Below are 24864 nucleotides of genomic sequence, written 5' to 3'. Positions count from 1 at the left end.
CGACCCGACCTCCGCCGTCGTCCATCACAGAAGGCCCGACCATGACCCAGCCCAGCAAGGCCAACAACCCCGACCCGCGGTACAACAAGCTCACCGTCGGCGTCTGCCCCGACCAGTGGGGCGTGTGGTTCCCGGAGGACGAGCAGCAGATCCCGTGGCAGACGGCCCTGGACGAGATGGCCACCGCGCAGTTCTCGGTGATGGAGACCGGGCCGTTCGGCTACTTCCCCACCGACCCGAATCGGCTGCAGGAGGAGATGGATGCCCGCGGGTTCCGGGTGGTCGCGGGCACCGGGTGGGGCATCCTGCACAAGGAGGAGGCCTGGGCGCAGACCGAGCAGACGTTCCGGGCGATCGCGGCCACGCACGCGGAGGTCGGCGCGGAGTACATCGTGCACCTGCCGCCGCTGTTCCGCGACGACAAGACCTGGGAGTTCGTCGACGATCGTGAGCTCACCCCGGCCGCGTGGGACCTGTACGTGCGGAACGCGAACCGGCTCGGCAAGCTCCTCAAGGAGGACTACGGGCTGAAGATGGTGCTGCACCCGCACGGCGACTCCCACATCGAGACGCCGCGGGACATCGAGCGGGTGTTCGCGGCGACGGACCCCGAGTACGTGAACTTCTGCCTGGACACCGGCCACATCGTCTACGGCGAGGGTGACCCGATCGAGATGATCCGGACCTACCCGGAGCGCATCGCCTATGTGCACATCAAGGCGTTCGACCCGGAACTGGTGCGGCAGGCCCACGAGCTGGACTGGCCGTTCGGCGAGGCCGTGGCGCGGGGTGCGTCGGTCCGGCCGCCGGCCGGTGAACCGGACATGCCACAGCTGATCGAGGCGCTGGCGGATCTGGACAAGGAGCTGTACGTCATCCTCGAGCAGGACCTGTACCCCGCCGATCCGGCCATGCCGCTGCCGAACGCCATCAAGACCCGCGAGTACCTGGCCGAGTGCGGGCTCGGCCTGCTCTGAACAGCACCCGAACGCCACGCACCACAGCGCGCGACCACGAGGACCCTCCCATGACAGTTCGTATCGGCATCATCGGCCCCGGCGGCATCGGCCGCTCCCACATCGCCCGGATCACGGACAAGCTGGCCCGCGGCCGGGTGGTCGCGGTCACCGATCTCGACCCCGCCCATGCGCAGCGGGTGGCGGAGCCGATCGGTGCGAGCGTCTACGCCGACGACGCGGCCCTGATCAACGCCGACGACGTGGACGCCGTCATCGTCACCAGTTTCGGTCCCGCGCACGAGGGCTCCGTGGTCCGCGCGATCGAAGCCGGCAAGCCGGTGTTCTGCGAGAAGCCGCTGGCCCCCACCGCGGCCGAGTGCCTGCGCATCATGGAGGCCGAGCAGCGCGGCGGCCGGCGCCTGGTGCAGGTGGGGTTCATGCGCCGCTACGACGCCGGGTACCGGGAGATCAAGGCCGTCCTGGACAGCGGCGGCGTCGGCGAGGCGCTCATGGTGCACAACCGGCACCGGAACCCGAGCTCGCCGGAGAACTATCTCGAGGGAATGTCCATCACGGACACCGCGATCCACGAGATCGACGTGATGCGGTTCCTGCTCGGCGAGGAGATCGTGTCCGCCCGCGTCGACAAGCCGAAGCGGACCACGAATCGGTTCCCGCACCTGTCCGACCCGCTGGTGCTGGTGCTGCGGACCACCTCCGACGTGCTGATCGACGTCGAGATCTTCGTCAACAACACCTACGGCTACGACATCCAGTGCGAGGTCGTGGCCGAGCGCGGCGCGGTCGCGCTCGGCGACCAGAACGCGACCGTGCGCACGGGGGCGGCCGGGCGCAGCAACCGGATCGCCGCCGACTACAACGAGCGGTTCGAGGCGGCGTTCAACACCGAGCTGCAGGAGTGGATCAACTCCGTGCAGGGCGGCGAGATCGTCGGGCCGTCGAGCTGGGACGGGTACGCCGCGGCCGTGGTGTGCGACGCGGGCGTGCGGTCGCTGCGCGCGGACGGGTCGCAGGAGTTCGCCGTCGAGCTGATCGAGAAGCCGGCCTTCTACGCCTGAGGTATCCGGCCGCCGTCGGGGCCTTGCCGACGAGGCCGGACCGGCCGCCGTCGGGGCCTTCGCATACGACGCGGATCCGGCCGCCGTCGGCGCCTTCCCATATGAGGCCGATGCGGCTGCCGTCAGGGCCTTGCTACGAGGCCGGACCGGCCTCGCCGGCCCACGCTTTCGCGAACTCCCCCGGGGTGACGGCTGTGACCCTGGTGAAGTCGCGGCTGAAGTGGGCCTGGTCGGCGTAACCGAGCACGGCTGCGACGTCGGCCAGGCTCTTCGGCTGCTCGCGCAACCGCTGCGCCGCCTCCTGTAGTCGGCGCCGCTGGATCAGCCACTTCGGGCTCAGCCCGACCCGGCGCCGCACCAGCCGCTGCAGGGAACGTTCGGTCAGGTCGAACTCCGCGCAGACCTGGGCCACCCGGAGCACGTCCGGGTTCTGCTCCACGAACGCGACGACGGCGTTGATGAGCCGGCCGTCCTCGTCCACCGGCAGGTAGCCACGCAGCACGTCGGTGTAGGCCGCCATCGCCTCGCCGTGAGCGGTGGGCGCGGTCGGGTCCGGCGCCATCGCGACCCGGACGCGTTCGACGAGCTGCTCCCCCGCTGCCCCGAGCACGTCGGCGATGGGGACGTGGGCGTCGGTGTACTCCGAGATCGACCGACCCGTGAGGAGGTGGCCGGCCGACGGCGCGAACATGACGCCGACGGCCCACCCGGCCCCGGTGAGGGTGGTGGTGGACAGCCCTGACACCACGCCGTAGAACCGCGCGTAGGTGTTCGTGATGACGAGCAGGCAGTGCGGGTACTGGAGCACGCGCTGAGGTGCCTCCTGCCCGGGCGGCACCGACCAGACCGGGATCCAGAACCGCTCCACGAGGCCGGCCAGATCCGGGTCCGGCTCGTACCGGAACATGGTGTGGGAGGCATCCCCCGGTTCCTTCAGATGCGCACGCTCGATCGCGTCGATCCGTCGTGGGCTGCTGTTGTCGGATTTCATCAAGACCCAGCCTGCCGCATCCACCTAGCGTCGTCGGCATCAGAGTTCGCCAGCGCCGCTGCCGCCGTGCACGTCGCCAACCAGTTCGGAGTCTCCCGATGAACACGACGAATACGACCGACACCACCACGACGAGCGAAGCGACGGCCGCGACCGGCGCCGCCAGCACGCTCGGTATCGCGGCGGCACACCGTCGGGTCGACGAGCCGTTGTTCGCGCTCCTCGGCTCGGTCCCGAACGACCGGTGGTCCGCCACTTCGCCGTGCGAGGGCTGGTCGGCCCGGGACGTGGTCCGTCACCTGATCGACACGCAACGCGAGTTCCTCACCGGCCAGGACCTGGATCTCGGCCCAGCGCCGGACGTCGACGCAGATCCCGTGGCTGCCTGGCGCGTGCACTCCGCGCGGGTCGCGGCCCTGCTCGCCGATCCCGCGGTCGCCGAACGGGGGTATGACGGCTTCTTCGGTCCGACCACCATCGGTGCGACGTTCGAGCGGTTCTACGTCTGGGACATGGTGGTGCACCGCTGGGACATCGCGCGGGCCGCCGGGACCGATGAGTCGCTCACCGGGTACGAACTCGACATGATCGAGACCGGCGCGGACAGTTTCGGCCCGACCCTGTACATGGACGGCATCTGTGGGCCCGCTGTCGATCCGCCCGACGGCGCCGATCGCCAGACCCGTCTCCTCGCCCGCCTCGGTCGCGCCGTCTGAGGACGGGGTGTCCAGGCCTTCGCTCAGTGGGGCCATGGCTCAGAAGGGTGGTGGTTCGTCGGGGTTGGGTGCGGTGCGGTAGGTGGGGCCGTGTCCGGTGTGCTCGGGGTGGGTTCGGGGGAGTTCGGTGGTGGTGCCGTCGGGGGTGCGCATGTAGACGTGGCCGGTGGGGGTGCGCCAGAACCGGTTGCCGTGTTGGTCGACTTCGTCTTCGAAGTCGCCGTGGGTTTTCAGGACGTGGCAGCGTCGGCATTTGGGGTCGAGGTTGTCGTCGCTGGTGGGTCCGAGAGGAAACGGGACACGGTGGTCGAGTTCGGTCATCCGGGCGGTGGCTGAGCAGCCGGGTGCGGTGCAGTACGGTTCGTTCTCTTTGATCCGGTCGGTCATGTTCTGTGGGGGTTCGTAGCGGGTGGTGCCGTAGTCGGTGACTTGGTTGGTGGTGGGGTCGGTGACCAGGCGTCGCCAGGTGCCGCCGGCGGCGAACGCGCGGGCGACGTCGGCGGGGATCGGGCCGAGGCCTTCGATGTCGCCGGGGTCGTCGCCGCCCATCAGGGTCGACAGGGAAACCCGGATGAGGATCTGGGCGCGGCGCCCACCGAGGACCCCGACCGGCCAGACCCGTGGCAGCCCCTGACCCCGCGAGGGCGTGAACACCCGCGGATCGGCCCCGGTATCAGCCCCGTGCCAGGACCCCCAGAACCCACCCGAGCCGGCCCCAGCCCCACCCGAAGACGCGGTGGGCGCACCCATGGCCGCGGACCCGCCCGTCGGGCCGGTGGTGGGCGGACTTGTCTCCTCGGACCCGCCCGTCGGGCCGGTGCTGGGCGTACTGGTCCCCTCGGACCCGCTGGTCGGACTGGGGCTGGGCGTACTGGTCCCCTCGGACCCGCCGGTCGGACTGGGGCTGGGCGTACTGGTCCCCTCGGACCCGCTGGTCGGACCGGGGTTGGGCGGACTTGTCCCCTCGGACGTGCTCGTCGGGCCCGCGGTGGGCGCAGCTGTCCCCTCCGATTCGCCGGTCGGGCCGGTGTTGGGCGCACTTGTCCCCTGGGACCCGCCTGTCGGGCCGGCGGCGGGCGCCGTGGATGTCTGGGACTGATCTGTCGGGCTGGCCGTGGAAGTTGCTGTTTCTGAGTCGGCGCCAGCTGGCGCCTGACCAGCGTCCTCGCCGTGGCCGTGGCCGTGGCCGTGGCCATGGTCGTCACCGTGGGTGTGGGTGCAGGGGCCGGTTTGGAGTTGGAAGGTGAAGCCGGTCAGGTCGCCGACCTGGCCGGTGTTCAGCCCGTGGGCGACGATGTCGGCCAGGACATCGGCACGCAACTGTTCCAGGGTCCGCAGGTCCCCGGCGGCCTTCGCCGAGGACGCCGCACTATCCAGGAGCAGATCCAGACCGAGCGCGTCCGCGGCCGGCCAGTACAACGTGTGGGAGGCCATCCCGTCCACATCGATCCTGGCCCGGCTCACATACCGTCGGGTACTGGCCTGCGCGGCCCGCTGGCTGAACTGCGCCGGATCCGCGGCAGCGACCAGTTTCGCGACCTCCTGGGCGACCCGGTGCCGGGTCCACAACACCGCCTTCGGCAACAACTCGTCCTGGACCTCGAACGCGGCCTCGGCCTCCAACACCGACACCGCGACCGCGATCACGTCAGCTTTACCCGCATCGATCTCACCCCGGGCCAACGCGTCACCGGTCGGGGCGGCGATCCCACCCAGGAACTGCCCGACCCGGACCAACCGGTTCGCTTCCTGCTTCGAACACCCCACCTTCGCCGCGATCTCATCCGCGGCCAACGACTCCCGGAACACCACCCGTTTGCCGACCGCACGCGGGCGGGGCATCACCATCGATGCCCGCGACGCCAACTCCGCGGCGACCTCCCGCACCCCCGCCGACCCCACCGCCTCCAAACGCCGGTAGCAGCCCAGGGCGTCGACGAGTTCGTAGTCATCCATCCCGGACAGGTCCGCACGGTCAAGCTCATCGACCAGAAACCCATCCACCGGCCGACCCGACAACGCCTGCGCATCCACCCGCGGCAGAGCGCCACCACCCAGATCCGCCGGCACCTGCGCCCGCACCGCCCGAGCACCCGCGTTGAGGGTCTGAACCGGCCCAGCACCATCGGCGGCAGGTCCTGCACCGCGGCCGTCATCGCGGCCACCGCCAGCGCCGGCACCCGGGCGTCGGCTGGGGTCGTCGCCGGGGTCGTCCGTACCGCCGAGGTCACCGGCACTGATCAGGTCCTCGGGCGCACCGACGAACTCCGAGAACCAGTCCTGAAACTCCAACTCCCGCTCGAACGCGGCCACCTCGGCCAACTCCTGCGCCGACAACGTCGCCAACGCCGCCTCATCCAACGCGTCATAGTCGACCACCCGCACCGGCTCACGAACCGCCTCAGCACAATGCGCACAGCACCCCAGCGACGGCGCCGCTGCCGCCGGACCGCCACCCTCGCCGTCGTGATCGAACATGTGTACTATCCTACGCCCGCCCGCAGACAAACGGAAGACCACCCACCGACCTGTGGACAACCCGATCAACCTGGACCCGACGATATTTACGTCCCACGACAATGGCGCCGCGCGCCCGTGCGATTGCGCCGTACCGGTGCTGCGTCAACCGGCCTCAAGGTCATCCGTTGCCGGGCCTGACGATTCCGGTTTCGTAGGCGAGAACGACGAGTTGGGCTCTATCGCGGGCGTGCAGTTTTGTGAGGAGCCGGCTGACATAGGTTCTCGCGGTAGCCGGGCTGATGAACAGCCTCCGCGCGATCTCATCGTTGGAGAGCCCTCGTCCGATCTCGACGAGCACCTCCCGCTCTCGAGCGGTGAGGTGACGCAGGGGGGTGTCATCAGTGGGCATCGCTCTATCGCGAACGAGGGATTGCATGACTTTGCTCGTGATCGCGGGCGAGAGGAGGGAGTCACCGGCGGCGACCGTGCGTATGCCTCGTCGTAGCTCGGCGGACGTCGTGTCCTTGAGCAGGTATCCCGCCGCGCCCGCACGGATCGCCGCGAACACGTCCTCGTCCGCGTCGAATGTCGTGAGGATGACCACGCGAACCCCTGCCAGGGCATCGTCGGCGACGATCTTCTCGGTCGCATCGAGGCCGTCCATGATCGGCATCCTGATGTCCATGAGCACGACGTCCGGACGATGTGCTCGCACGGCTCGCAGGCCGGCTCGGCCATCAGCGGCTTCGGCGACAACCTCGATGTCGCCATCGTTCACCGCCATCATTCGAAGGCCCGTCCGCACCATCTCCTGGTCATCTACCAGGACGATCCGGATCATCCCTCTGACCCCATCGGCAACTCCGCGCGGACGGCGAAGCCACCGCCCGGAACACCCGCCGCATGCAGGCGACCTCCCAGGGCAGCAGCACGTTCACGCATACCTACGAGGCCGTGACCGCTCGCACCTGTCGGATCCTCGGTCGGATCGACTCCCCTTCCGTTGTCGACGATCTCGATCGTGAGAAGTCCGTCGGTCAGGTCCACGCGCATGGTGGCTTTGGTTCCCCCCGAGTGGCGTACAACATTGGTCAGCGCCTCCTGGACGATCCGATACGCGGCCGTGTCGACGCTGCTGGACAGCCGCTCCGGATCCACCGACATCTGCAGATCCACCTCCACGCCGGCGTCACGAGCGGACTCGACCAGCTTGCCGACTCCGGTCAGGCCGCCGGTCGTCCGGAGTGGCCCTTGGCGGGGGGATCGCAGGAGATCCACGGTAGAGCGGAGCTCCTTCATCGTTGCGGAAGCAGTGCTGCGGATCTGTTCGACCGCCTTCGCCGCTCCATCGTCGTCGCGGCGTCCGATCGCATCGGCGGCGACGTTGCTCTGCACCGAGATGACGGACATGGTGTGGCCCACCGCATCATGGAGGTCGCGGGCGAGCTGAAGTCGTTCCTCGCGAACCTGCAGCTCAGCCAGGCGGGTGCGCTCCAAGGAACTCATCGCGTCAAGCCGCTCCTGCTGGCGGCGTGCCTCTCGGCGCATCCGCACATTCGCGCCGAGAGCGATCGCCACCGCCATCAGCGCAACGTTGGTCAGCAACTCGTAGCTGAACACGTAGGCGGCCGGCTGATCGTCCCGGATCCGAAAATAGGACGAGCCAACAACAAGGAAGGCCGCCGCCGCCCACGCGGAACCGGCACGGCCGAGTTCCGCCGCGGAGTAGAGCGCGGCGGCGGTCGGCAGGGCGATGCCCACGGGTGGGTACTGGAGGGCGTAATAGGCGGAGATTCCGAGGACTGTCAGGATGAGTACCGTCCGGGGGAAGCGCCGACGGATGAGCATCAGGGCGCCGAATCCGAGGGGAAAGATATAAGCGTCCGGGCCCGCCGGGCCGGTCTGCTGGAGGTCCGCGGCGATCACGACGCCGACTGCCAGGGCGACGCCTCCCGCCAGCACCGCATCGGTCAGGGTCTGCTGATCGCTATCACCTGATCGCGCCTCGGACCGTTTCTGCATGAACCCAGCGTAGGAGCCCTCCGTTGCCGGGCAAATCCGCCTGACGGCGTCCGTGAGGATCGCTTCCTGACGACATACCGGGTGGACAGAGCAGGCATAGGCCTCGTGACAATCGCGGGATTCGCACCGTGACGCGCGTCCGTACGTTGCTGGATATGGAAGAACTCAAGTCCTTGAATTGGCCCTTCATCCTGGGCCTGGGCGCTCTGGGTCTGGTGGGGCAACTCGGTCACCTCATCGGAGTTGCGAACGCCATGGGCGAGGCCCCCTTCGCGATCGTGCATGCCGCGGTCGTGTCCGTCGCCTGGATCGTGCTGGTGGGCTTCAGTACCAATAAGACCCCGATCCTCACCTCGGTCCTCGCCGCCATGGCATACGGCGTCTACACGATCGTCATCGGGGCTACCGTCCTACCGATCACGACGGGCGGGTTCGAGAGCCTGTCCACGATGGCCATAGCGATCCTGCCCGTCATCGGAACCAATGCGGCCTGGGGTCTGATCACGGGGCTCATCGCCCGTGGCATCCAAACGATGCGTGGGCGGAAGGAAGCCCGGTGACCTGCGCGTCGGACGCGGCCGCCGCCTCAACGCCGTCATCACGTCCCCGACCGTTGGCAGCTGGACCCTAGGCTCGTTCCGTGCCGCGCATCCGACTCCAGACCCTGGTACCCGCACCCGTGGCGGCATGCTTCGACCTGAGTCTCTCGGTCGACGCGCACACCGCGTCGATGGCGCGCTCGCGCGAGCGCGCGATCGGTCCAGTCACCTCCGGGGTGCTCGGACCGGGCGAGTCCGTGACCTGGCGGGCCCGGCACTTCGGCATCCCGTTCACGATGACGTCGCGGATCGTGGTGCACGAGCCCCCGCACCGGTTCGTCGATCAGCAGGTCTCCGGTCCGTTCGCCCACTGGTGGCACGAGCACCGGTTCGAGGCCCACGACGCCGGAACGCTGATGACCGACCTGGTCGAGTACGCCTCACCACTGGGACCGCTGGGCCGGGTGGTCGACCGGCTGGTACTGACGTCCTACCTGGCCCGCCTGCTCACGGTTCGGAACGAGTGGATCGCAGGGCACCTCGGCCGGGTCGCGGACTGAGTCACTCCTCGATCCGGAACCCCAGCTTCATCGTGACCTGCCAGTCCGCGACCGCGTTGTCCTCGATGTGCCCACGGACCTCGCTGACCGTGAACCAGTCGAGATTGCGGACGCTCTGGGCGGCCTTGGCGACGCCGTTCGAGATCGCCGCGTCGATGCCGTCGGTCGACGTGCCGACGATCTCCGAGACGCCATACGTGTGGTTGGCCATGATGGTTCCTCCTCGAACCTCCCGGGCGCGAGGGTACGACCCGGTCACAGCACGCTAGCCCCACCGCGTCGCCAGCGCGCGGCGCCGCCACGAGTGAGCCCGGGGGCTCCTACTCGAGCACCGCCCAGCCGCAGGCGTCCACGCGGACCCAGGCTCCGCCGTCGCCCAGTTCTGCGTGCCCGGCCACCACGCCGGTGACACCGGCGCCGTCCACCCGGGCCGGGGCGTCGGCAACGTTCAGCACCACGACCAGCCGGCCGCCGTCTCCGACCACCTCGTACGCGTACGTCTCGTTCGACAGGTTCAGCGCACGCGTGCGCGCGCGGTGCAGCCACGGATGCCGGCGTCGCACCGAGATCAGCTCCTGGTGCAGGTGGTAGACGTCGGACCCGGCTTCGGGCAGGTCCGCGGGCGAGTCCGGGAACGCAGGCCGGATCGCGTCGTCACCACCGAAGCGCTCCTCCTTGACCGCCTCGAAGCCCTGCTCGTCGCCGTAGTAGATCGACGGCGTCCCACCCAGCGTCATCAGCAGCACCAGCGCGTGGGCACGCATCCGCGGGTCGGGGATCTGGGTCGCGATCCGGGTCACGTCGTGGTTGCCCACGAAGGTCAATGGCACGAACGCCTCGAGCATGTCGTTGTGCCGGCCGAGCGCGTGGTCGAGCTCGTAGAAGTTCCGCTCCCGGATCGAGTTCCAGATCGCCTTCCACAGCTCGTACTGGGTGACGGCGTCCATCCCGGACTCGGTCACGATCTGCGCGTAGTCGCCGTGGATGACCTCGCCCACCACGTACGCCTCGCCGAACTCGGCGCGCACCGCCGGCAGCACGCGCTGCCAGAACTGCGTCGGCACCGCGTACGCCGCGTCCAGCCGCCACGCGTCCGCCCCCGCGCGGAGCCAGTACCGCATCACCTCGCTGACGAGCTCGGCCACACCGTCGTCATCGTGGTTCAGCGCGACCAGGGCGTCGTGCCCCTCGAAGTTGCGGTGGCTCGGCTCGGCCCCCGGTTCGCTCCAGGTGAGGTCGAACAGGCGGGCCTCGGCACTGCCCGCGCCGCCATCGAGTGCCGCGAGGAACGCCGGGTGCTCGCGCCCGACGTGGTTGAAGACTCCGTCGAGCATGATCTTGAGGCCGCGTTCGTGCGCGGCCGCAACGAGCGCGTCGAAATCGGCCCGGTCCCCGAGCCGGGGGTCGATGCCGAAGTGGTCGAGGGTGTCGTAGCCGTGCGTGCTCGCCGTGAAGATCGGGCCGAGTGCGAGCCCGGAAACACCGAGCCCGACGGCGTAGTCGAGCCAGTCGGTCAGCGCACGCAGGGTTCGGGCGGGCTCGGGCGGCGCGTCCGCCAGCGCCTTCGGCGCGCCGACGAACCCGAGCGGGTAGACCTGCCACCAGATCTCGTGCTCCTGCCAGGACGTCATGACCCCAGTCTCGCAGCCCATCGACACCCAGGCCGGACTCACTAGGCTCACGGACATGCCGACGTCACCCACGCAGACCGAGACCGCCCGAGACCTCCTCCCGCGCGCCACGCCCGCCGATGCCGGGATCTCGGCCGCCGGGATCGCCGACTTCCTCGACGCGGTCGAGGCCCGCGGCATCGAGCTGCACAGCCTGATGGTGGTCCATGCCGGCCGGGTGGCCGCGGAGGGCTGGTGGGCGCCGTACGCGCCGGACCGGCCGCACCTGCTCTACTCCCTGAGCAAGTCGTTCACGTCCACGGCGGCAGGTTTCGCGATCGCGGAGGGTCTGTTCTCCCTCGACGACAAGATCGTGGACCTGCTCCCCGCACACGTCCCGGACGACGTCGACCCCGCCGTCGCGTCGCTGACCGTGCACCACGTCCTGTCGATGTCGACGGGCCACACGGCCGATACCCTCGCGAGGGCGCGCGAGCTCGAACCTGACGACGTGGTCCGCGGCTTCCTGCGCCAGCCGCCGCAGGACCCGGTGGGCTCTCGGCACGTCTACAACAACGGCTGCACGTACGTGGTCGCGACCCTGGTGGCCGAGCTCAGCGGCAGCCACCTGATCGACTACCTGCGCCCGCGCCTGTTCGAACCGCTCGGCATCACCCCGGGGCACTGGGACACCGACGGCCAGGGCAACGCGCTCGGCTTCTCGGGGCTGCACCTGACCACGGAGTCGATCGCCGCGTTCGGGCAGCTGCTGCTCGCCGGCGGCCGATGGGAGGGCACGCAGGTCCTTCCCGAGGGCTGGGCCGAGCTCGCGACCCGCGCGCACGTGCGCACCGACTCCGATCCGGCGACCAGCATCGACTGGGCCCAGGGCTACGGGTACCAGTTCTGGATGGCCCGGCACGGTTTCCGCGGCGACGGCGCCTACGGTCAGTTCTGCGTCGTGGTCCCCGACTCGGACCTGGTCCTCGCGGCGACCTCCGCGACCGACAACATGCAGGGCATCCTGACCGCCGCGTGGACCCACCTGCTGCCGGCCGTCGGCGCTCCGGATGCCGACCCGGCCGCCGCGGCGCTCCTGTCCGAACGGCTCGCAGGGCTCGCCCTCCCGGTGGTCGAGGCGGACCCGCGCGCCACGCCCGAGGCGCCGGTCGCCTTCGTGGCCGACGACGGCGCAGAGCCGGGTCCGCTCCCGGCCGGCACCCGGGTGCAGGTCGCCCCGGCCGCCGACGGCTGGCACGCGACGTTCACGTTCTCCGGCGGCACGGTACGGATCGACGGCGCACCCACGGCGTGGGTCGAGACCGAGGTGACCACCGCCGTCGGGCTCGTGCGCAGTTCGCGCCGTGGCCGCTCCCGGGAGTCGACCACGGTCCTCGCCCGCGGCGGCTGGAAGGCCGACGGCACTTTCGAGGCCGACGTGCTGCTCGCCGAGCTGCCGCACCGGTTCCGGTTGCGCGGCGCGGACGGCGTCGCCACCGCAGCCTGGAACGCGGTGCCGCTGACCGGGATGCGGTTCGAGGCGCACCTGCCCTGAACTGGTTCTGTCCGATCCTAGTCAGGCAGTTCCGACGCCAGGAGGTCGGCGGCCGTGGACAGGTCCGTTGCGAGCAGGTCGCGCTCGGCCTCGGTCAGGTCGACGGCCCGCACCAGCGCGAGGCTCTCCCGGGCGCCGGTGGCGTCACCGGTGCGGACCAGTAGCTCCGCGAGGTACACCAGCGCCGGGACCTGCTCGACCATGGGTGCGTCCGCGTGCCGGGCCAGCCCGGTGCGTAGCACCCGTACCCCCGCGTCGACGTCGCCATGGGAGTCCGCCTGCCGCGCGGCGGCGGCCACCACGCGGCCCAGGCGCCCACCGTCGGTCGGGTCCTGCGCGTCCTCGTCCGGGGTGGCGGTGACCCGCAGCCAGTTGCCGCCGGGATCCACGACCGAGAAGCCTGCGCTGGTGCCCTGCTTCTTGCGGGGTCGGGTGATCCGCGGGATGCCACTGATCGGGACCTTGCCGTACTCGGCGCGCAGCCCGGCCGCGAATGCCGCATAGAGCGCGCCCGTGTCCGGCACGATGACCACGACGCTGCCCATCGAGTCCTCCGGGTTGAACTCGGGCACGCCGAAGAAGTGAAGCTCGATCCCACCGCGGCGCACGGCCGCGTACGGGTTCGGCCGGACCTGGCGATAGGTGACGTCGAACCCGAGCGCCTCGTAGAACGGGAGGACGTCGTCCAGATCTCGGCACGGCAGCCCGGGGATCACGTACTCGGAACGCATGGACACGACTTTAGACGAGCAGCGAATCACCCGCTGCCGGCTCGTCAATCACCCGCGGACCACCCGATCAGGCCTCTGGTCACCCGCCTCCTCGCGATCGACCATGAAACGTCCGGCAACGACGCCGGACCGGCACCTGGAGTGAACCATGACCGAGTACGACGAGAGTTCGGGCTGCTGCGGAGACGACGGCACCCTGTACTACGACGAGCAAGGCGACCTGATGGACGTCCGAGTGCCAGGGCCGGTCCTCGGACCGCCGACCCCGGTGGTGCCGAGGCCGGTACCGATCGACCCGCGCATCCCCTTCGAGCCGCGCATCCCCTTCGAGCCTCAGATCCCCCCGTACATCCTCGACCGGCCCTGTTCGCTACCGGTCGTGAACGGGTCCTGGCTCATCGAGTTCACGTCCCGGCGGCCGGTGCCGGTCTTCCTGCGCCAGCAGATCCGGGGGCCGATGCGCATCGAGGTCCGGAACACCTCGCTGCGGATCAGCGGCGACGTCTACGTGAAGCGGTCGCCCATCTTCGGCCCGATCGAGAACCTGCCCGTGTTCATCGGCGGAGACACCGAGGCTGACGCCATGGCTGCGGCCACGGGGGCGTCCGACGCCACCGAGGCTGACATCGACCCGAACCTGCTCGGCACGGCCGTCACCGAACTCCCGGGCGCAAGTGTGAGCCTGCTCTCGGGCATCAACGGGGCGCCACCGTTCCCGCACTACCCGCAACTGCCGAAGAACGAGTACTCCTGGTACTTCCGCTCCACCGGCGTCACCTACTCGAGCGGCACCCTCTCCTTCAACCTGCGCCGCCATCTCTGGAACCGCACCAGCCAGGAGTTCGTGTCCACCGAGACGGGCTCGATGAGACTGACCTGCCGCCGCTCGATCCTCATCGGCCGCAACCGGGTCGCCACCATGACCGGCACCGCGACCATCGGCGGCACGACGTACGACGTCACGGCCACGAAGACAGCCAACCTCTACCGCGGCTGCGCCATCGAGGTCGACGTGATGACCGGTCGGAACTGGCCGGCGTCGGCGTTCAACCACGGCGCCGTGCGCACGTTCCAGAACGTCTACGCGTCCGCCGGGTGGGACACCAGGGTGCGGGTCGACGACCTGAACGTCCCCAGCGACGCCTCCCTGACGATGGCGGAGCTGCAGACGCTGCTGACGACGCATCGCGACCCCGGCGCCGCGGACCCGTGGCGTCTGTGGCTGCTCGTCGGATCCGCGCAGGGCGGCCTGCTCGGCGTCATGTTCGACGACGACTCGGTCCCCCGCGAGGGTTCGGTCGGATTCGCCGACGCCACCCTCGGTGGGCAGGACTTCATCGAACCTGCCGCCCGGAACCAGCCGCTGAACAACGTTCCCGCAGCGTTCCTGCGCACGATGATCCACGAGGCCGGGCACGCGTTGAACCTGTTCCACCCCAAGCACGACGTGCACGTGCCACCGATCGGCACCGAGATCATGAACCAGACCGGGGACGTGATGGGTTTCGCGAGCACCACGAACCAGTACCCGGGCAACGCCGCCTTCGCGTTCGCCCAGCACGACCTCGACTCCCTCATCCACTCCCCCGACCCACAGGTGCGCCCCGGATGGAAGAACTTCGGCTGGGGTCACGGCTCTCTCTCCTCCGGCCTACCCGTTCCGGTGGACGCCACCGGCTACACGACCGGAGACGACACCGACGCCCTCACCCTCGACCTGGTGCTGCCGGCGGAGGTGTACGTCGGTGAGTACGTGACCGCCGAGGTCACGCTCACGAACACCGGCGACGAGCCGCGTGTGGTCACCGCACGGCTGAACCTCGCCGAGGGGTACCTGCGGCTGCACCACGTGCTGCCGGACGGCAGTGTGGAGCAGGTCCGCGACGTCGTGGTCGCCTGTGGCACCCGCCCGACGGCGGTACTCGCCCCGGGCGAGTCCCTCACGGCCCGCATGCAGGTCTTCTTCACGAGCGAGGGTGTCACCTTCGAACAGCCCGGCACCCACGTGGTCCGTGCCGAGTTCGACGTGGACACCTTCACCTCGGCCCGCAGCCAACGGGCCACCGTGTACGTGCGCACGGCCGCCACCGAGACCGAGGTGGACATCGCCGCCCAGACCCTGGACACCGCCGTCGGGCGGGCGTTCGCGCTGGGCGACTTCGGCACCGACACGACGGCCCGCGACCGCCTGGCCACGGTGGCGCAGGCACACAACGACGCCGACACCGGCGCCGCGGCTGCCCTGGTCCTGGCGAACTCCTTCGCCCGGACCCACGCCGACCACCGCTCGGACGCCCGTGCCGCGGACGACGGCGGGCGCGCCGCCACCCGGGCGGCAGCGCCGGACGAGGTGAAGCGCTACCTCGACCTGGCCATGCAGGGCCGGTCCGCCGAGGAGATCGTCCGACTCGCGGCCACGGTGGCGAGCCCGGTGGAGTCCGACGCTCCCGTGGTCGCGGACGCGCTCGGCCGGGCGAAGCGGGCCCGCAAGGGCAAAGCGGACATGGCCGCTGCCGAGGCCATCGTGGCCGACTTCGTGGCAGCATCGCCGGCATGAGTGGAACCCTGACGCTGACCCTGACCGTGCCCGCCCGGTCAGGGTCGGACCAGGCCCTGCTCGGCGTTGTCGCGCTGGCGAACACCGGGACCGGCCCGGTCACCGTGAACGCCCGCCTGAACCTGCCCGACGGTGACCTGGTCATCGACGTGGACGGGCCGACCGGCACGCTCCGGGCCGGCTGGCCGTGGCCGGCGGACAGCCTGCCCCGAGAGGTGGAGCTCGGCCCGGGCGAGGTCCTTGAGGCGGGCGTCCTGCTGCTCTGCACCGCCGCGTCCCAGCCGCTGTTCCCGGGCGCGGGCGCGTATATCCTCACCGCCTCCTACCCCGCGGGTCCGATCACGCTCGAGGCCGAACCGGTCCGGATGGTTCGCACGCCCGCGACGGGGGCAGCCGCGGCCGCCCTGCGCGACCGGGACGTGATCCAGTCGCTCGCGTCCGCCTCCGTCCTGGGTCAGGCTGCCGCTGCGCTCGCCGCCCTGGCCGCCGACGGCGGCATGACTGCGACCCTCGCCGCGCTGGCCACCGGTGCCGGAACGGCCGCGGCGGACCTGACCACCGCGGCCGGTGGCCCGATAGCCGTGGCGACCGCCGCGAGTGCGGTGCTGCCGGCGACCGACCCGCGGCATGCGGAGATCGCGCTGGCCGTGGCCGGCGACGCCCGGGCAGCCTCGATCCTGGCCGGGTCGCCCCACCGCGCGCCCTGATCTCCGCCGGCCGGAGGAGCCCGACCCCGTTCTCCCTCGTGGGACGGACGCGGGTCCGGCCGCCGGCGGATAGCCTCGTCAGTCATGCCCACCCTGTCCAGCACGCAGTCCGCGGCGGCGGGCGCCGAGCCCGCGGACCCGTCCTCAATGCCACCGCGCGGGTCGTGGACAAGCCGTCTGTTCACCTGGCTGAACGACGCAGAGGAGCCGCTCTGGGAGCGGCCCGGGCCCACCCGGGCCCAGCAACGCCGGGACATCCTCGGCACCGTCGTGTTCATCATGGTGGCCCTCGGCATGACCGTTGCCACCAAGTCCTTCGGCCTGGTCATCGAGGGCGAGCAGTCCTGGCGCGGCTACGTCGCGGTCGCCGGCATGATCGCGCCGCTGGCCGTCCGGCGGCGCTACCCGATGATCACGCTGCTGATCTCCTCGGCCCTGTTCCTCGGCCTCGCCTACGTCAGCCCCGAGGCGAGCGTCCAGCTCCCGTTCCAGACCGCCTACTTCGCCGCCATCTACGCGGCCGTCGCCTGGGCACGGGACCGCCGGTGGCTCTGGATCGCGGTCGCCCTGGTGCTGCTCGAGATGGCCGCCTGGATCGTCATCTCGTTCACGATCTCCAACGCCGTCGCGATGTTCTACGGCACCGATGGCCCCACCGGCCCCCTCGACCCGGTCCTCGCCTACGTGCTCTACACGGCGGTGATCAACCTCGCCTACTTCGGAGGGGCCATCCTCGTCGGCCGCGCCTCCTGGCGTGGCGCGCTGCAGCGGGCTCGGCTGGCCGACCAGGCGGAGCGGATCCACGCCCAGGCCGACGAGCTCGCACGCCGGGCCGTGGTGGACGAGCGGCTCCGGATCGCGCGCGAACTGCATGATGTCGTGGCCCACCACGTCTCCGTGATCGGGGTGCAGGCGGGCGCGGCACGACGAGTGCTGACCCGCTCACCGGAGGTCGCGGAGGGTGCTCTGCGCACGATCGAGGGCGCGAGCCGGGACGCCGTCGGCGAGATGCGCGCCCTGCTCGGGGTGCTGCGCAGCGAGACCGACGCCGGCCGCAGCGGCGACTCCCGGGCGCCGGAGCCCGGCCTCGCCGATCTCGACGACCTGGCCGAACAGCACCGCCGGCAAGGGCTCCGGGTCACCCTGACGAGGGTGGAGGCCGCCCCGGGCGACCTGGACCGGGTGCCCCCCGCGCTCGGCCTGTCCGTGTACCGCTGCGTGCAGGAGTCGCTCACGAACGTGGTCCGGCACTCGACGGCCGGTTCCGCGTCGGTCACCCTACGCACCGGAAGCAGCGGTGGCACTGCCGACGGCGGCCCCACGGACTCCCCGGCCGGCGCCTTCGTGGAGGTCGAGGTCCTCGACGACGGACAGCCGCGCGGTGGCACGTCCGGTACCGGGTACGGTCTTCGCGGGGTGTCCGAGCGCGTCTCGCTGCACGGCGGTCAGGCGGAGATCGGCCCTCGGCTGACCGGAACCGGCTGGCGGGTCCGAGCCCGATTCCACCTCCGCGACACCACCACCAACACCGAGAGCGAGACCCGATGACCATCCGCGTCGCCATCGTCGACGACCAGGCCCTGGTCCGGTCCGGGTTCGCCATGGTGCTCTCCATCGAGGACGACATCGAGGTGGTCGGCCAGGCGGCGGACGGAGCCCAGGCCGTCGAACTGCTCACTTCCACGCCCGCGGACGTGGTGCTGATGGACGTGCAGATGCCCGTGCTCGACGGCATCGCGGCCACCGAGCGGATCGTCGCCGCCGGCAGCGCGAAGGTCATCATCCTGACCACGTTCGACCGCGAGGACTACCTGTTCGCGGCGCTGCGCGCGGGCGCGAGCGGCTTCCTGCTCAAGAACGCCGACCCCGATGACCTGGTCGCCGCCATCCGGGCGGTCGCCGACGGTCATGCCCTGCTGTCCCCGGAGGTCACGGTCAAGGTGATCGCGCGCCTGGCATCCGGCACCGACCCGGTGCCGGGTGCCCCCGGCCCGCCCAGCCGCGCGACCAACGGCGCCGCCACCCACCGTGCGGCCGCACCGGACTCGGATGCGGCCCGCGCCGTCCAGAGCCTGACCGCCCGGGAGCGGGACGTGCTCACCCTCCTCGCCGAGGGCTACTCGAACGCCGAGATCGCGACCGAGCTGTTCGTGGGCGAGTCCACCGTGAAGACCCACGTCTCGCACGTGCTGGCCAAGGTCGGCGCCCGGGACCGCGTGCAGGCCGTGGTGTTCGCACACCGGGCCGGCATCGTCGGCGCCGGCGACTGAGCACCGAGCCCGGAGCCGGCCACCTCCTCCTCCCGGGTGCCCGTCTCCCCCCAGCGGCGGATCTTCACGGCTCCCCCGCGCGGCCGACGCGCCGGGGCACGCGTCCTTCCTAGGCTCGGACCAGGCCGAACGGCAGCGACCAGCGCCGCGGCGAGATGCGGATCGGGAGGACCAGATGAGGCAAGCGGACGCCAGGCTCGAGGTGCGGGGACTGACCCGTCGCTTCGGCGAGAAGGTGGCCGTGGACGACGTGTCGTTCACGGTGGAGCCGGGCCAGATGACCGGGTTCGTCGGCGCCAACGGCGCCGGGAAGACCTCGACCATGCGGATGGTCATGGGCGTCCTGGTGATCCACGGTGGCGACGTGCTCTGGGACGGCCGGCCGATCACGGCCGCCGACCGCTCCCGGTTCGGGTACATGCCCGAGGAGCGTGGCCTGTACCCGAAGCAGGGCATCCTCGACCAGCTCTGCTACCTGGGCCAGTTGCGCGGCATGAGCCGAGGAGATGCCGCCAAGGAGGCCACCCGCCTGCTGGAGCGGTTCGGGCTCGCGGACCGGGTCAAGGACAAGCTCGAGTCGCTGTCCCTCGGGAACCAGCAGCGCGTGCAGATCACCGCATCGCTGCTGCACGGACCGAGCGCGCTGATCCTGGACGAACCGTTCTCCGGCCTCGACCCGGTGGCCGTGGACTCCATGGTGGAGCTCCTCCGCGACCGCCTCCGCCAGGGCGTGCCGGTGCTGTTCTCCAGCCACCAGCTCGACCTCGTCGACCGGCTCTGCGACTCGCTCGTGGTCCTCTCCGACGGCAAGGTCATGGCCGCCGGTGCGGCGGACGAGCTCCGCAACGCCGGCCCGACGCGCTACCGCATCGTCACCACGCCGGACGCCGGGTGGCTGCGCGACGTACCCGGCGTGAGCGTGCTGGACGTCGACGGCCCGCGCGCCGTCCTCGAACTGGCCGACGGCGCCCGGGAGCCGCTGCTGAAGCGCGCCGCCGAACGCGGGCTCGCCGAGTTCGCCCCCATCACCCGGTCCCTGTCCGAGATCTACCGTGAGGTGACCCGATGACCACCACCGACTCCTCCCCGCAGACGCCGACGCCGTCCCTGGGCGAGCAGAGCCCGCCGGCTCCGGTGCGCAACCCCTGGCTGATCGTCACCATCCGCGAGATCATGGTGAAGCTGGCGGACAAGAGCTTCGTGATCTCCACGATCGTCACCCTCGCGATGATCGCCGCCAGCGTCGTCATCGGTGCCGTGGTCGGCAACCGCACGTCCGACTACACGGTCGGCACGAGCCAGGCCGACGCGGCCGTGGTGGCCGAGGCCAGCAGCGAGGCCATCACCGCCGCCGGCGACACCCTCGAGGTCACCGAGTTCGACTCCGAGGACGCACTGCGGGCCGCGGTGCTCGACGGCGACGTGGACGCCGGCCTCGTCGCCGGCGCCGATGGCTGGGCGCTACTGGGTGGTTCGGAGGTGGACTCCGACCTCTCAGCCGCGCTCACGGACGCCGTGAGTCAGTCGGTCCTCGCCGCCAACGCAGAGGCGGCCGGGACCACGCTCGACGAGCTCATGGCCGGATCGGAGGTCACCACGGAGCTCCTCGACCCGGACGCCGACCGTGGCGCCCTCGCCTTCATCGTCGGCTTCATCTTCGCGTTCCTGTTCTACATGGCCGCGATCATCTTCGGGATGACCATCGCCAACTCGGTGCTCGAGGAGAAGCAGAACCGCGTCGTCGAGATCCTCGCAACCGCCATCCCGATCCGCCAGCTGCTCTACGGCAAGGTCCTGGGCAACTCCCTGCTGGCGTTCGCACAGATCCTGCTCTACTGCGTCGTCGGCCTGACCGCGGTGAACCTCACCGGCCTGGCGGGCGACATCGGCTGGATCCTCAGCGCGTCCGGGTGGTTCATCGCGTTCTTCGTGGTCGGGTTCACGGCGCTCGCCGCCGTCTGGGCTGTGCTCGGCTCCCTGGCCAGCCGTAGCGAAGACCTGCAGTCCAACACCGGGCCGATCATCACCGTGATCATGGTGGCCCTGTTCGTCGGACTGTTCGCCGAGGGCATCTGGCTCGAGATCGCGAGCTTCGTCCCGGTGGTCTCCTCGGTCGCGATGCCTATCCGGATGCTCGCCGGGGACGTCCCGATCTGGCAGGGCCTGGTCTCCCTGGCGCTCACGGGCGCAGCCGCGTACGGACTGCTGCGCCTGGGCGAGCGGATCTACCAGCGAGCCGTGATGCAGGGCGGCACGGCGCTGTCCTGGCGCCAGGCCCTCAAGCTCCAGGCCTGAGGCCCGATCCAGCCATCCCCCCGAGGAATACCCTCGGGGGGTATATGGTTGCACGACTATGGAGCCGCATCCCACGCACACCACACCCGAGCAGCACGCGCACGATGCTCATGGGGAGCACGAGCACCACGCCGAGCACGGGCATGAGCACGAGGGCCACGCCGAGCAGGGCCACGCCGGCCATGGCGGTCACGGCGGCCACGACGCCCACGCCGGCCATGGCGGCCACGAGGGCCACGTCGCCCAGTTCCGCCGCCTGTTCTGGATCATGCTCATCCTCGCGGTGCCGACCGCTGCCTTCAGCGGCATGTTCGCGGACATCCTCGGCTATACCCTCCCGGCCGGCACCGGCTGGGTCTCGCCCCTGCTCGGCACCGTCATCTTCGCCTGGGGCGGGCGCCCGTTCCTGACCGGTGCCGTCGCCGAGATCCGGTCCCGGCAGCCCGGCATGATGCTGCTCATCGGGATGGCGATCACGGTCGCCTTCGTCGCCTCCCTCGGCTCGAGCCTCGGGCTGTTCCCGCACGGCCTGGACTTCTGGTGGGAACTCGCCCTGCTCGTGGTGATCATGCTCCTCGGGCACTGGATCGAGATGCGCTCGCTCGCGCAGACGACGTCGGCCCTGGACTCGCTCGCCGCACTCCTCCCGGACGAGGCCGAACGGCTCGACGGCGACCAGATCACCCTCGTGGCGCCGGCCGACCTCGTGGTCGGCGACGTGGTGCTGGTGCGCCCCGGCGGGCGGGTCCCGGCCGACGGGATCGTCACCGACGGTTCCGCGCACGTGGACGAGTCGATGATCACCGGCGAGTCCGCGCCGGTCAGCCGCGGCACCGACGACCGGGTGGTCGCCGGCACCGTGGCCACGGACTCCGCGATCCGGGTGCGGGTGGCGGCCGTCGGTGAGGACACGGCCCTCGCCGGGATCGGCCGGCTCGTCGAGCAGGCCCGCTCGAGCTCCTCCCGGGCCCAGCGGCTCGCCGACCGGGCCGCGGCCGCGCTGTTCTGGTTCGCACTCGGTGCGGCAGGGGTGACCCTGCTCGCCTGGCTGTTCTGGGGTACCCCGGAGGAAGCCCTGATCCGGGTCATCACGGTGCTGGTGATCGCCTGCCCGCACGCGCTCGGCCTCGCCATCCCGCTGGTGGTCTCGATCTCCACCGAACGCGCAGCGCGGGCCGGGATCCTGGTCAAGGACCGGATGGCCCTCGAGCGGATGCGCACTGTGGACACGGTGCTGTTCGACAAGACCGGCACCCTGACCAAGGGCGCCCCCGCCCTGCTCGCGGTGACCTCCGCCGTCGGGCAGGACGTCGACGAAGCGCTGCGCTACGCCGCTGCCGCCGAGGCGGCGAGCGAGCACCCGTTGGCCCGCGCGATCGTGGCGGCCGCGGCCGAGCGGGGCCTGACGGTCGAAGCCGCCACGGACTTCCGGGCGGTGCCCGGTCAGGGCGTCCGGGCCATGGTGCCCGACGGCGCAGGGCCGGCCCGCGAGGTTGCGGTGGGTGGCCCCGGGCTGCTCGCCGCGACGGACCGGGAGCCGCTCGCCGACACCGCCTGGCTCGCCGAGCAGGCGAACGCCGGCCGCACGGTCCTGCACGTGCTCGTCGACGGCCGGGTGGTCGCCGCGCTCGCGCTCGCCGACGAGGTTCGGCCCGAGTCCCGCGAGGCGGTCGCGGCCCTGCGCGATCGCGGCGTCGAGGTCGTCATGATCACCGGCGACGCGGAGCCGGTGGCCCGTGCGGTCGCCGCCGAGCTCGGCATCACCGAGGTGTTCGCGGGCGTGCACCCCGAGCACAAGAGTGCGAAGGTGCGCCAGCTGCAGGAGCGGGGCGCGGTCGTGGCGATGGTCGGCGACGGCGTGAACGACGCACCGGCGCTGGCCCAGGCCGATGTGGGCATCGCGATCGGCGCGGGCACGGACGTCGCGATCGCGTCCGCGGGCGTGATCCTCGCCTCCGACGACCCGCGGGCCGTGCTCTCGATCATCGAGCTGTCCCGGGCTGCCTACCGCAAGATGAAGCAGAACCTGTGGTGGGCCGCCGGCTACAACCTGATCTCGGTGCCGCTCGCGGCCGGGCTGCTCGCCCCGATCGGGTTCGTCATGCCGATGGCGGTCGGTGCGCTACTCATGTCCGCCTCCACCGTGGTGGTGGCATTGAACGCCCAGGTGCTGCGGCGACTGGACCTGAGGCCGGACCGGCAGGGCTGATCGGCAGGCCGGACCGGCAGGTCTGATCGGCAGGCCGGGCCGGCAGGGCTGGTCGGCCCTGCCGGTCCGCGCGTCGGTCAGCTCACGCCGACCGTGACGACCGCCTCACCGGCGCCGTCGGAGTACTCCGACATCATCAGGATGTAGACGCCCGGATCCACGACCTCCTCGACGAAGGGGTCGTAGGTGTCGCCACCGACCTGCCCGGCGATGTCCGACCCACGGTCGTCGTTCGCGATCCAGCCACCCAGCGGGCTGATCACGGTCATCAGGAGATCCGCGTCGTTCGTGGTCCGGGCGTCGATCGTGATGGTGCCGGCCGCGTCGACCACCACGTAGTTGACCCACACGTTCCCGGCCGTCATCGAGATCGTGACGTCGGTGTCCTGGGGCAGTTCCGGGATCGCGGTGAGATCCTCGGCGAGGACCTGGAAGGAGGCCGGGGCACCGGCGATCTCGGTGATGACGACCGCGTACTGCCCAGCCTCGAGATAGATCGGCAGCAACGGGTTCAGCGAGTTGGGCTGGAGGACGTCGGCGCCCTGCGGGATGTCATCGATGAAGGAGATCGCATTGAGTCCCTCGTCGTACACCGTCAGCTCCAGGTCCTCGGCGCCGTCGGCGACCCCATGGAGGAGGTAGACACCCGGCGTGGTGATCGGGAGCAGGGCGCCCCAGCTACCGTCCGCCGCGAAGGAACCGGGCAGGGCAGTACCGAGCGTGAGCGTCGCGACCATCTCCGGCATGTCCCCGGTGGGCGCGTCGGTAGGGCCGTCCACGGGTTCGGTAGGGGTATCCGTGGGTGCGTCGGTGGGCGCGCTGGTCGGCCCGGGTCCTGCGGTCGGCTCGGGATCGTCAGGGTTGAGGGCGCGGAACCCGAAGTAGCCGCCCACCCCGAGCACCACGACCAGGACGGCGACGATCGCGACGATCAGGCCGGTGTTCTTCTTCTGCGGCCCGCCGCTCTGGCCGTAGCCACCGCCGTAGGCACCCGGGGCGCCGGGCTGCCCGTAGCCGCCGGCCTGGCCGTAACCGCCGGGCGCGCCCGCCTGGCCATAACCGCCGGGCGCGCTCGCCTGGCCGTAACCGGCCGGCGCGCTCGCCTGGCCGTAGCCACCGGACGGGACGCCGGGAACGGGCGGCACAGCGGGAGCGCCGCCGGCACCGCCGTACGGCCCCGCCTGCGGGTAACCGGCCGGGGCCGGTGCGGCGACGGCCGGGGCCGGTGCGGCGACGGCCGAGGCAGCGGCTGCGACCGCCGGGGCGGGCGTGGTCGGCGCAGGGGTGGCCGGGGTGGTCGGCGCTGCCGACGCATCAGCGGTCGGGGCCGCCCCAGCGGGCCGGGGCGCGTAGTTCTCGGTCCAGGCGGTGCCGTCCCAGTATCGGAGGCGGTCCTGCCCCTCCGGATCGGGGAACCAGCCGGCAGGTGCACTCACAGTAACCTCCAACGCAGTGGGCCCAAGGGCACCGGTGACATAGGGCAACGACGGGAGGCCGGGCCGCAGCCGAGGCATACCGAGTTTATGGTTGGCGGGATCCCGGTGTCCGGTGATCGAGAGGGCAGTTTCCCCGCAGTCCGATCAGGCCGGCTCCGATGGCGTGCG

The 24864-nt window shown here is 70.9% G+C and carries 21 protein-coding genes; 13 read left to right on the top strand and 8 right to left on the bottom strand.

Annotated features, from left to right (window positions below; genetic code table 11):
* Window positions 1-41: 41 nt before the first annotated feature.
* Both KCQ71_RS02035 and KCQ71_RS02030 read left to right on the top strand, forming a co-directional pair.
* A complete protein-coding gene (locus KCQ71_RS02035) occupies window positions 42-977 on the top strand; it encodes a TIM barrel protein (protein WP_223402293.1) in 936 nt (311 codons plus the stop codon).
* Window positions 978-1027: 50 nt separating this feature from the next.
* On the top strand, window positions 1028-2038 hold the full coding sequence (locus KCQ71_RS02030) for a Gfo/Idh/MocA family oxidoreductase (RefSeq protein ID WP_223402290.1): 1011 nt from the start codon (window positions 1028-1030) through the stop codon (window positions 2036-2038).
* 133 nt (window positions 2039-2171) lie between these two features.
* Here KCQ71_RS02030 and KCQ71_RS02025 read toward each other — a convergent pair whose 3' ends face one another.
* Window positions 2172-3029 carry a helix-turn-helix domain-containing protein gene (locus tag KCQ71_RS02025; protein ID WP_223402288.1) on the bottom strand — a complete coding sequence of 286 codons (858 nt, stop codon included), beginning with the start codon at window positions 3027-3029 and terminating at the stop codon, window positions 2172-2174.
* A gap of 98 nt (window positions 3030-3127) precedes the next feature.
* On the opposite strand from KCQ71_RS02025, the gene KCQ71_RS02020 reads away from it, so the two are divergent.
* Window positions 3128-3745, top strand: a complete 618-nt coding sequence (locus KCQ71_RS02020; protein WP_223402286.1) for a TIGR03086 family metal-binding protein — start codon at window positions 3128-3130, stop codon at window positions 3743-3745.
* Between the two features lie 39 nt (window positions 3746-3784).
* On the opposite strand, the gene KCQ71_RS27180 is transcribed toward KCQ71_RS02020, so the two are convergent.
* From KCQ71_RS27180 to KCQ71_RS02005, 3 genes are all read right to left on the bottom strand, one after another.
* Window positions 3785-6223, bottom strand: coding sequence for an HNH endonuclease signature motif containing protein (locus tag KCQ71_RS27180; protein ID WP_283248568.1), 2439 nt, complete (start codon window positions 6221-6223; stop codon window positions 3785-3787).
* Between the two features lie 160 nt (window positions 6224-6383).
* Window positions 6384-7046, bottom strand: coding sequence for a response regulator (locus KCQ71_RS02010; protein ID WP_223402284.1), 663 nt, complete (start codon window positions 7044-7046; stop codon window positions 6384-6386).
* The gene (locus KCQ71_RS02005) at window positions 7043-8227 is read right to left on the bottom strand and encodes a sensor histidine kinase (protein WP_223402282.1); all 1185 of its coding nucleotides are present in this window, start codon (window positions 8225-8227) and stop codon (window positions 7043-7045) included. Before KCQ71_RS02005 ends, KCQ71_RS02010 begins: the two co-directional genes overlap by 4 nt.
* Window positions 8228-8355: 128 nt before the next feature.
* Here KCQ71_RS02005 and KCQ71_RS02000 point away from each other — a divergent pair, with 128 nt between their 5' ends.
* Both KCQ71_RS02000 and KCQ71_RS01995 read left to right on the top strand, forming a co-directional pair.
* Window positions 8356-8787 (top strand): hypothetical protein, encoded by a 432-nt coding sequence (locus tag KCQ71_RS02000; protein ID WP_223402280.1) that lies wholly within the window; start codon window positions 8356-8358, stop codon window positions 8785-8787.
* Between the two features lie 80 nt (window positions 8788-8867).
* On the top strand, window positions 8868-9326 hold the full coding sequence (locus KCQ71_RS01995; protein WP_223402278.1) for an SRPBCC family protein: 459 nt from the start codon (window positions 8868-8870) through the stop codon (window positions 9324-9326).
* 1 nt (window position 9327) lies between these two features.
* On the opposite strand, the gene KCQ71_RS01990 is transcribed toward KCQ71_RS01995, so the two are convergent.
* Window positions 9328-9537, bottom strand: a complete 210-nt coding sequence (locus tag KCQ71_RS01990; protein ID WP_223402276.1) for a dodecin — start codon at window positions 9535-9537, stop codon at window positions 9328-9330.
* Window positions 9538-9646: 109 nt separating this feature from the next.
* On the bottom strand, window positions 9647-10957 hold the full coding sequence (locus KCQ71_RS01985) for an alpha-amylase family protein (protein ID WP_223402274.1): 1311 nt from the start codon (window positions 10955-10957) through the stop codon (window positions 9647-9649).
* A gap of 55 nt (window positions 10958-11012) precedes the next feature.
* Here KCQ71_RS01985 and KCQ71_RS01980 point away from each other — a divergent pair, with 55 nt between their 5' ends.
* The gene (locus KCQ71_RS01980) at window positions 11013-12491 is read left to right on the top strand and encodes a serine hydrolase domain-containing protein (RefSeq protein WP_223402273.1); all 1479 of its coding nucleotides are present in this window, start codon (window positions 11013-11015) and stop codon (window positions 12489-12491) included.
* 17 nt (window positions 12492-12508) lie between these two features.
* Here the strand turns inward: KCQ71_RS01980 and KCQ71_RS01975 are convergent, their stop codons facing one another.
* The gene (locus tag KCQ71_RS01975; protein WP_223402271.1) at window positions 12509-13222 is read right to left on the bottom strand and encodes a bleomycin resistance protein; all 714 of its coding nucleotides are present in this window, start codon (window positions 13220-13222) and stop codon (window positions 12509-12511) included.
* A 148-nt stretch (window positions 13223-13370) separates the two neighbouring features.
* On the opposite strand from KCQ71_RS01975, the gene KCQ71_RS01970 reads away from it, so the two are divergent.
* The 7 genes from KCQ71_RS01970 to KCQ71_RS01940 all read left to right on the top strand — a co-directional run bounded on the left by KCQ71_RS01970 (window position 13371) and on the right by KCQ71_RS01940 (window position 23260).
* Window positions 13371-15779 (top strand): hypothetical protein, encoded by a 2409-nt coding sequence (locus tag KCQ71_RS01970; protein ID WP_223402269.1) that lies wholly within the window; start codon window positions 13371-13373, stop codon window positions 15777-15779.
* Entirely contained in the window at window positions 15776-16486 is a 711-nt protein-coding gene (locus KCQ71_RS01965) for a hypothetical protein (protein WP_223402267.1), read from the top strand. Before KCQ71_RS01970 ends, KCQ71_RS01965 begins: the two co-directional genes overlap by 4 nt.
* An 84-nt stretch (window positions 16487-16570) precedes the next feature.
* The gene (locus tag KCQ71_RS01960; protein WP_223402266.1) at window positions 16571-18034 is read left to right on the top strand and encodes a sensor histidine kinase; all 1464 of its coding nucleotides are present in this window, start codon (window positions 16571-16573) and stop codon (window positions 18032-18034) included.
* The gene (locus tag KCQ71_RS01955) at window positions 18031-18756 is read left to right on the top strand and encodes a response regulator (protein WP_223402264.1); all 726 of its coding nucleotides are present in this window, start codon (window positions 18031-18033) and stop codon (window positions 18754-18756) included. The genes KCQ71_RS01960 and KCQ71_RS01955 overlap by 4 nt, the downstream gene beginning before the upstream one ends.
* Window positions 18757-18931: 175 nt before the next feature.
* Window positions 18932-19825: an ABC transporter ATP-binding protein gene (locus KCQ71_RS01950; protein WP_223402262.1), complete on the top strand. Its 894-nt coding sequence runs from the start codon at window positions 18932-18934 to the stop codon at window positions 19823-19825.
* On the top strand, window positions 19822-21051 hold the full coding sequence (locus KCQ71_RS01945) for an ABC transporter permease (RefSeq protein ID WP_223402260.1): 1230 nt from the start codon (window positions 19822-19824) through the stop codon (window positions 21049-21051). Before KCQ71_RS01950 ends, KCQ71_RS01945 begins: the two co-directional genes overlap by 4 nt.
* Window positions 21052-21109: 58 nt before the next feature.
* Window positions 21110-23260 carry a heavy metal translocating P-type ATPase gene (locus KCQ71_RS01940; protein WP_223402258.1) on the top strand — a complete coding sequence of 717 codons (2151 nt, stop codon included), beginning with the start codon at window positions 21110-21112 and terminating at the stop codon, window positions 23258-23260.
* 77 nt (window positions 23261-23337) lie between these two features.
* Here KCQ71_RS01940 and KCQ71_RS01935 read toward each other — a convergent pair whose 3' ends face one another.
* Window positions 23338-24696 carry a DUF2510 domain-containing protein gene (locus KCQ71_RS01935; RefSeq protein ID WP_223402256.1) on the bottom strand — a complete coding sequence of 453 codons (1359 nt, stop codon included), beginning with the start codon at window positions 24694-24696 and terminating at the stop codon, window positions 23338-23340.
* Between the last annotated feature and the right edge of the window lie 168 nt (window positions 24697-24864).

Origin of the sequence: Occultella gossypii (assembly GCF_019947135.1) — a bacterium.
GTDB classification, from domain to species: Bacteria; Actinomycetota; Actinomycetes; order Actinomycetales; family Beutenbergiaceae; genus Occultella; species Occultella gossypii.
The sequence above is the reverse complement of the archived record's forward strand: the minus strand, read 5'-3'. Positions and strand labels throughout refer to the sequence as shown.

Bases quoted from the DNA above. Each gene is read 5' to 3' on its own strand.
- KCQ71_RS02035 (WP_223402293.1), top strand. From the start codon at position 42: ATGACCCAGCCCAGCAAGGCCAACAACCCCGACCCGCGGTACAACAAG.
- KCQ71_RS02030 (WP_223402290.1), top strand. From the start codon at position 1,028: ATGACAGTTCGTATCGGCATCATCGGCCCCGGCGGCATCGGCCGCTCC.
- KCQ71_RS02025 (WP_223402288.1), bottom strand. From the start codon at position 3,029: ATGAAATCCGACAACAGCAGCCCACGACGGATCGACGCGATCGAGCGT.
- KCQ71_RS02020 (WP_223402286.1), top strand. From the start codon at position 3,128: ATGAACACGACGAATACGACCGACACCACCACGACGAGCGAAGCGACG.
- KCQ71_RS27180 (WP_283248568.1), bottom strand. From the start codon at position 6,223: ATGTTCGATCACGACGGCGAGGGTGGCGGTCCGGCGGCAGCGGCGCCG.
- KCQ71_RS02010 (WP_223402284.1), bottom strand. From the start codon at position 7,046: ATGATCCGGATCGTCCTGGTAGATGACCAGGAGATGGTGCGGACGGGC.
- KCQ71_RS02005 (WP_223402282.1), bottom strand. From the start codon at position 8,227: ATGCAGAAACGGTCCGAGGCGCGATCAGGTGATAGCGATCAGCAGACC.
- KCQ71_RS01990 (WP_223402276.1), bottom strand. From the start codon at position 9,537: ATGGCCAACCACACGTATGGCGTCTCGGAGATCGTCGGCACGTCGACC.
- KCQ71_RS01985 (WP_223402274.1), bottom strand. From the start codon at position 10,957: ATGACGTCCTGGCAGGAGCACGAGATCTGGTGGCAGGTCTACCCGCTC.
- KCQ71_RS01980 (WP_223402273.1), top strand. From the start codon at position 11,013: ATGCCGACGTCACCCACGCAGACCGAGACCGCCCGAGACCTCCTCCCG.
- KCQ71_RS01975 (WP_223402271.1), bottom strand. From the start codon at position 13,222: ATGCGTTCCGAGTACGTGATCCCCGGGCTGCCGTGCCGAGATCTGGAC.
- KCQ71_RS01970 (WP_223402269.1), top strand. From the start codon at position 13,371: ATGACCGAGTACGACGAGAGTTCGGGCTGCTGCGGAGACGACGGCACC.
- KCQ71_RS01965 (WP_223402267.1), top strand. From the start codon at position 15,776: ATGAGTGGAACCCTGACGCTGACCCTGACCGTGCCCGCCCGGTCAGGG.
- KCQ71_RS01960 (WP_223402266.1), top strand. From the start codon at position 16,571: ATGCCCACCCTGTCCAGCACGCAGTCCGCGGCGGCGGGCGCCGAGCCC.
- KCQ71_RS01955 (WP_223402264.1), top strand. From the start codon at position 18,031: ATGACCATCCGCGTCGCCATCGTCGACGACCAGGCCCTGGTCCGGTCC.
- KCQ71_RS01950 (WP_223402262.1), top strand. From the start codon at position 18,932: ATGAGGCAAGCGGACGCCAGGCTCGAGGTGCGGGGACTGACCCGTCGC.
- KCQ71_RS01945 (WP_223402260.1), top strand. From the start codon at position 19,822: ATGACCACCACCGACTCCTCCCCGCAGACGCCGACGCCGTCCCTGGGC.
- KCQ71_RS01940 (WP_223402258.1), top strand. From the start codon at position 21,110: ATGGAGCCGCATCCCACGCACACCACACCCGAGCAGCACGCGCACGAT.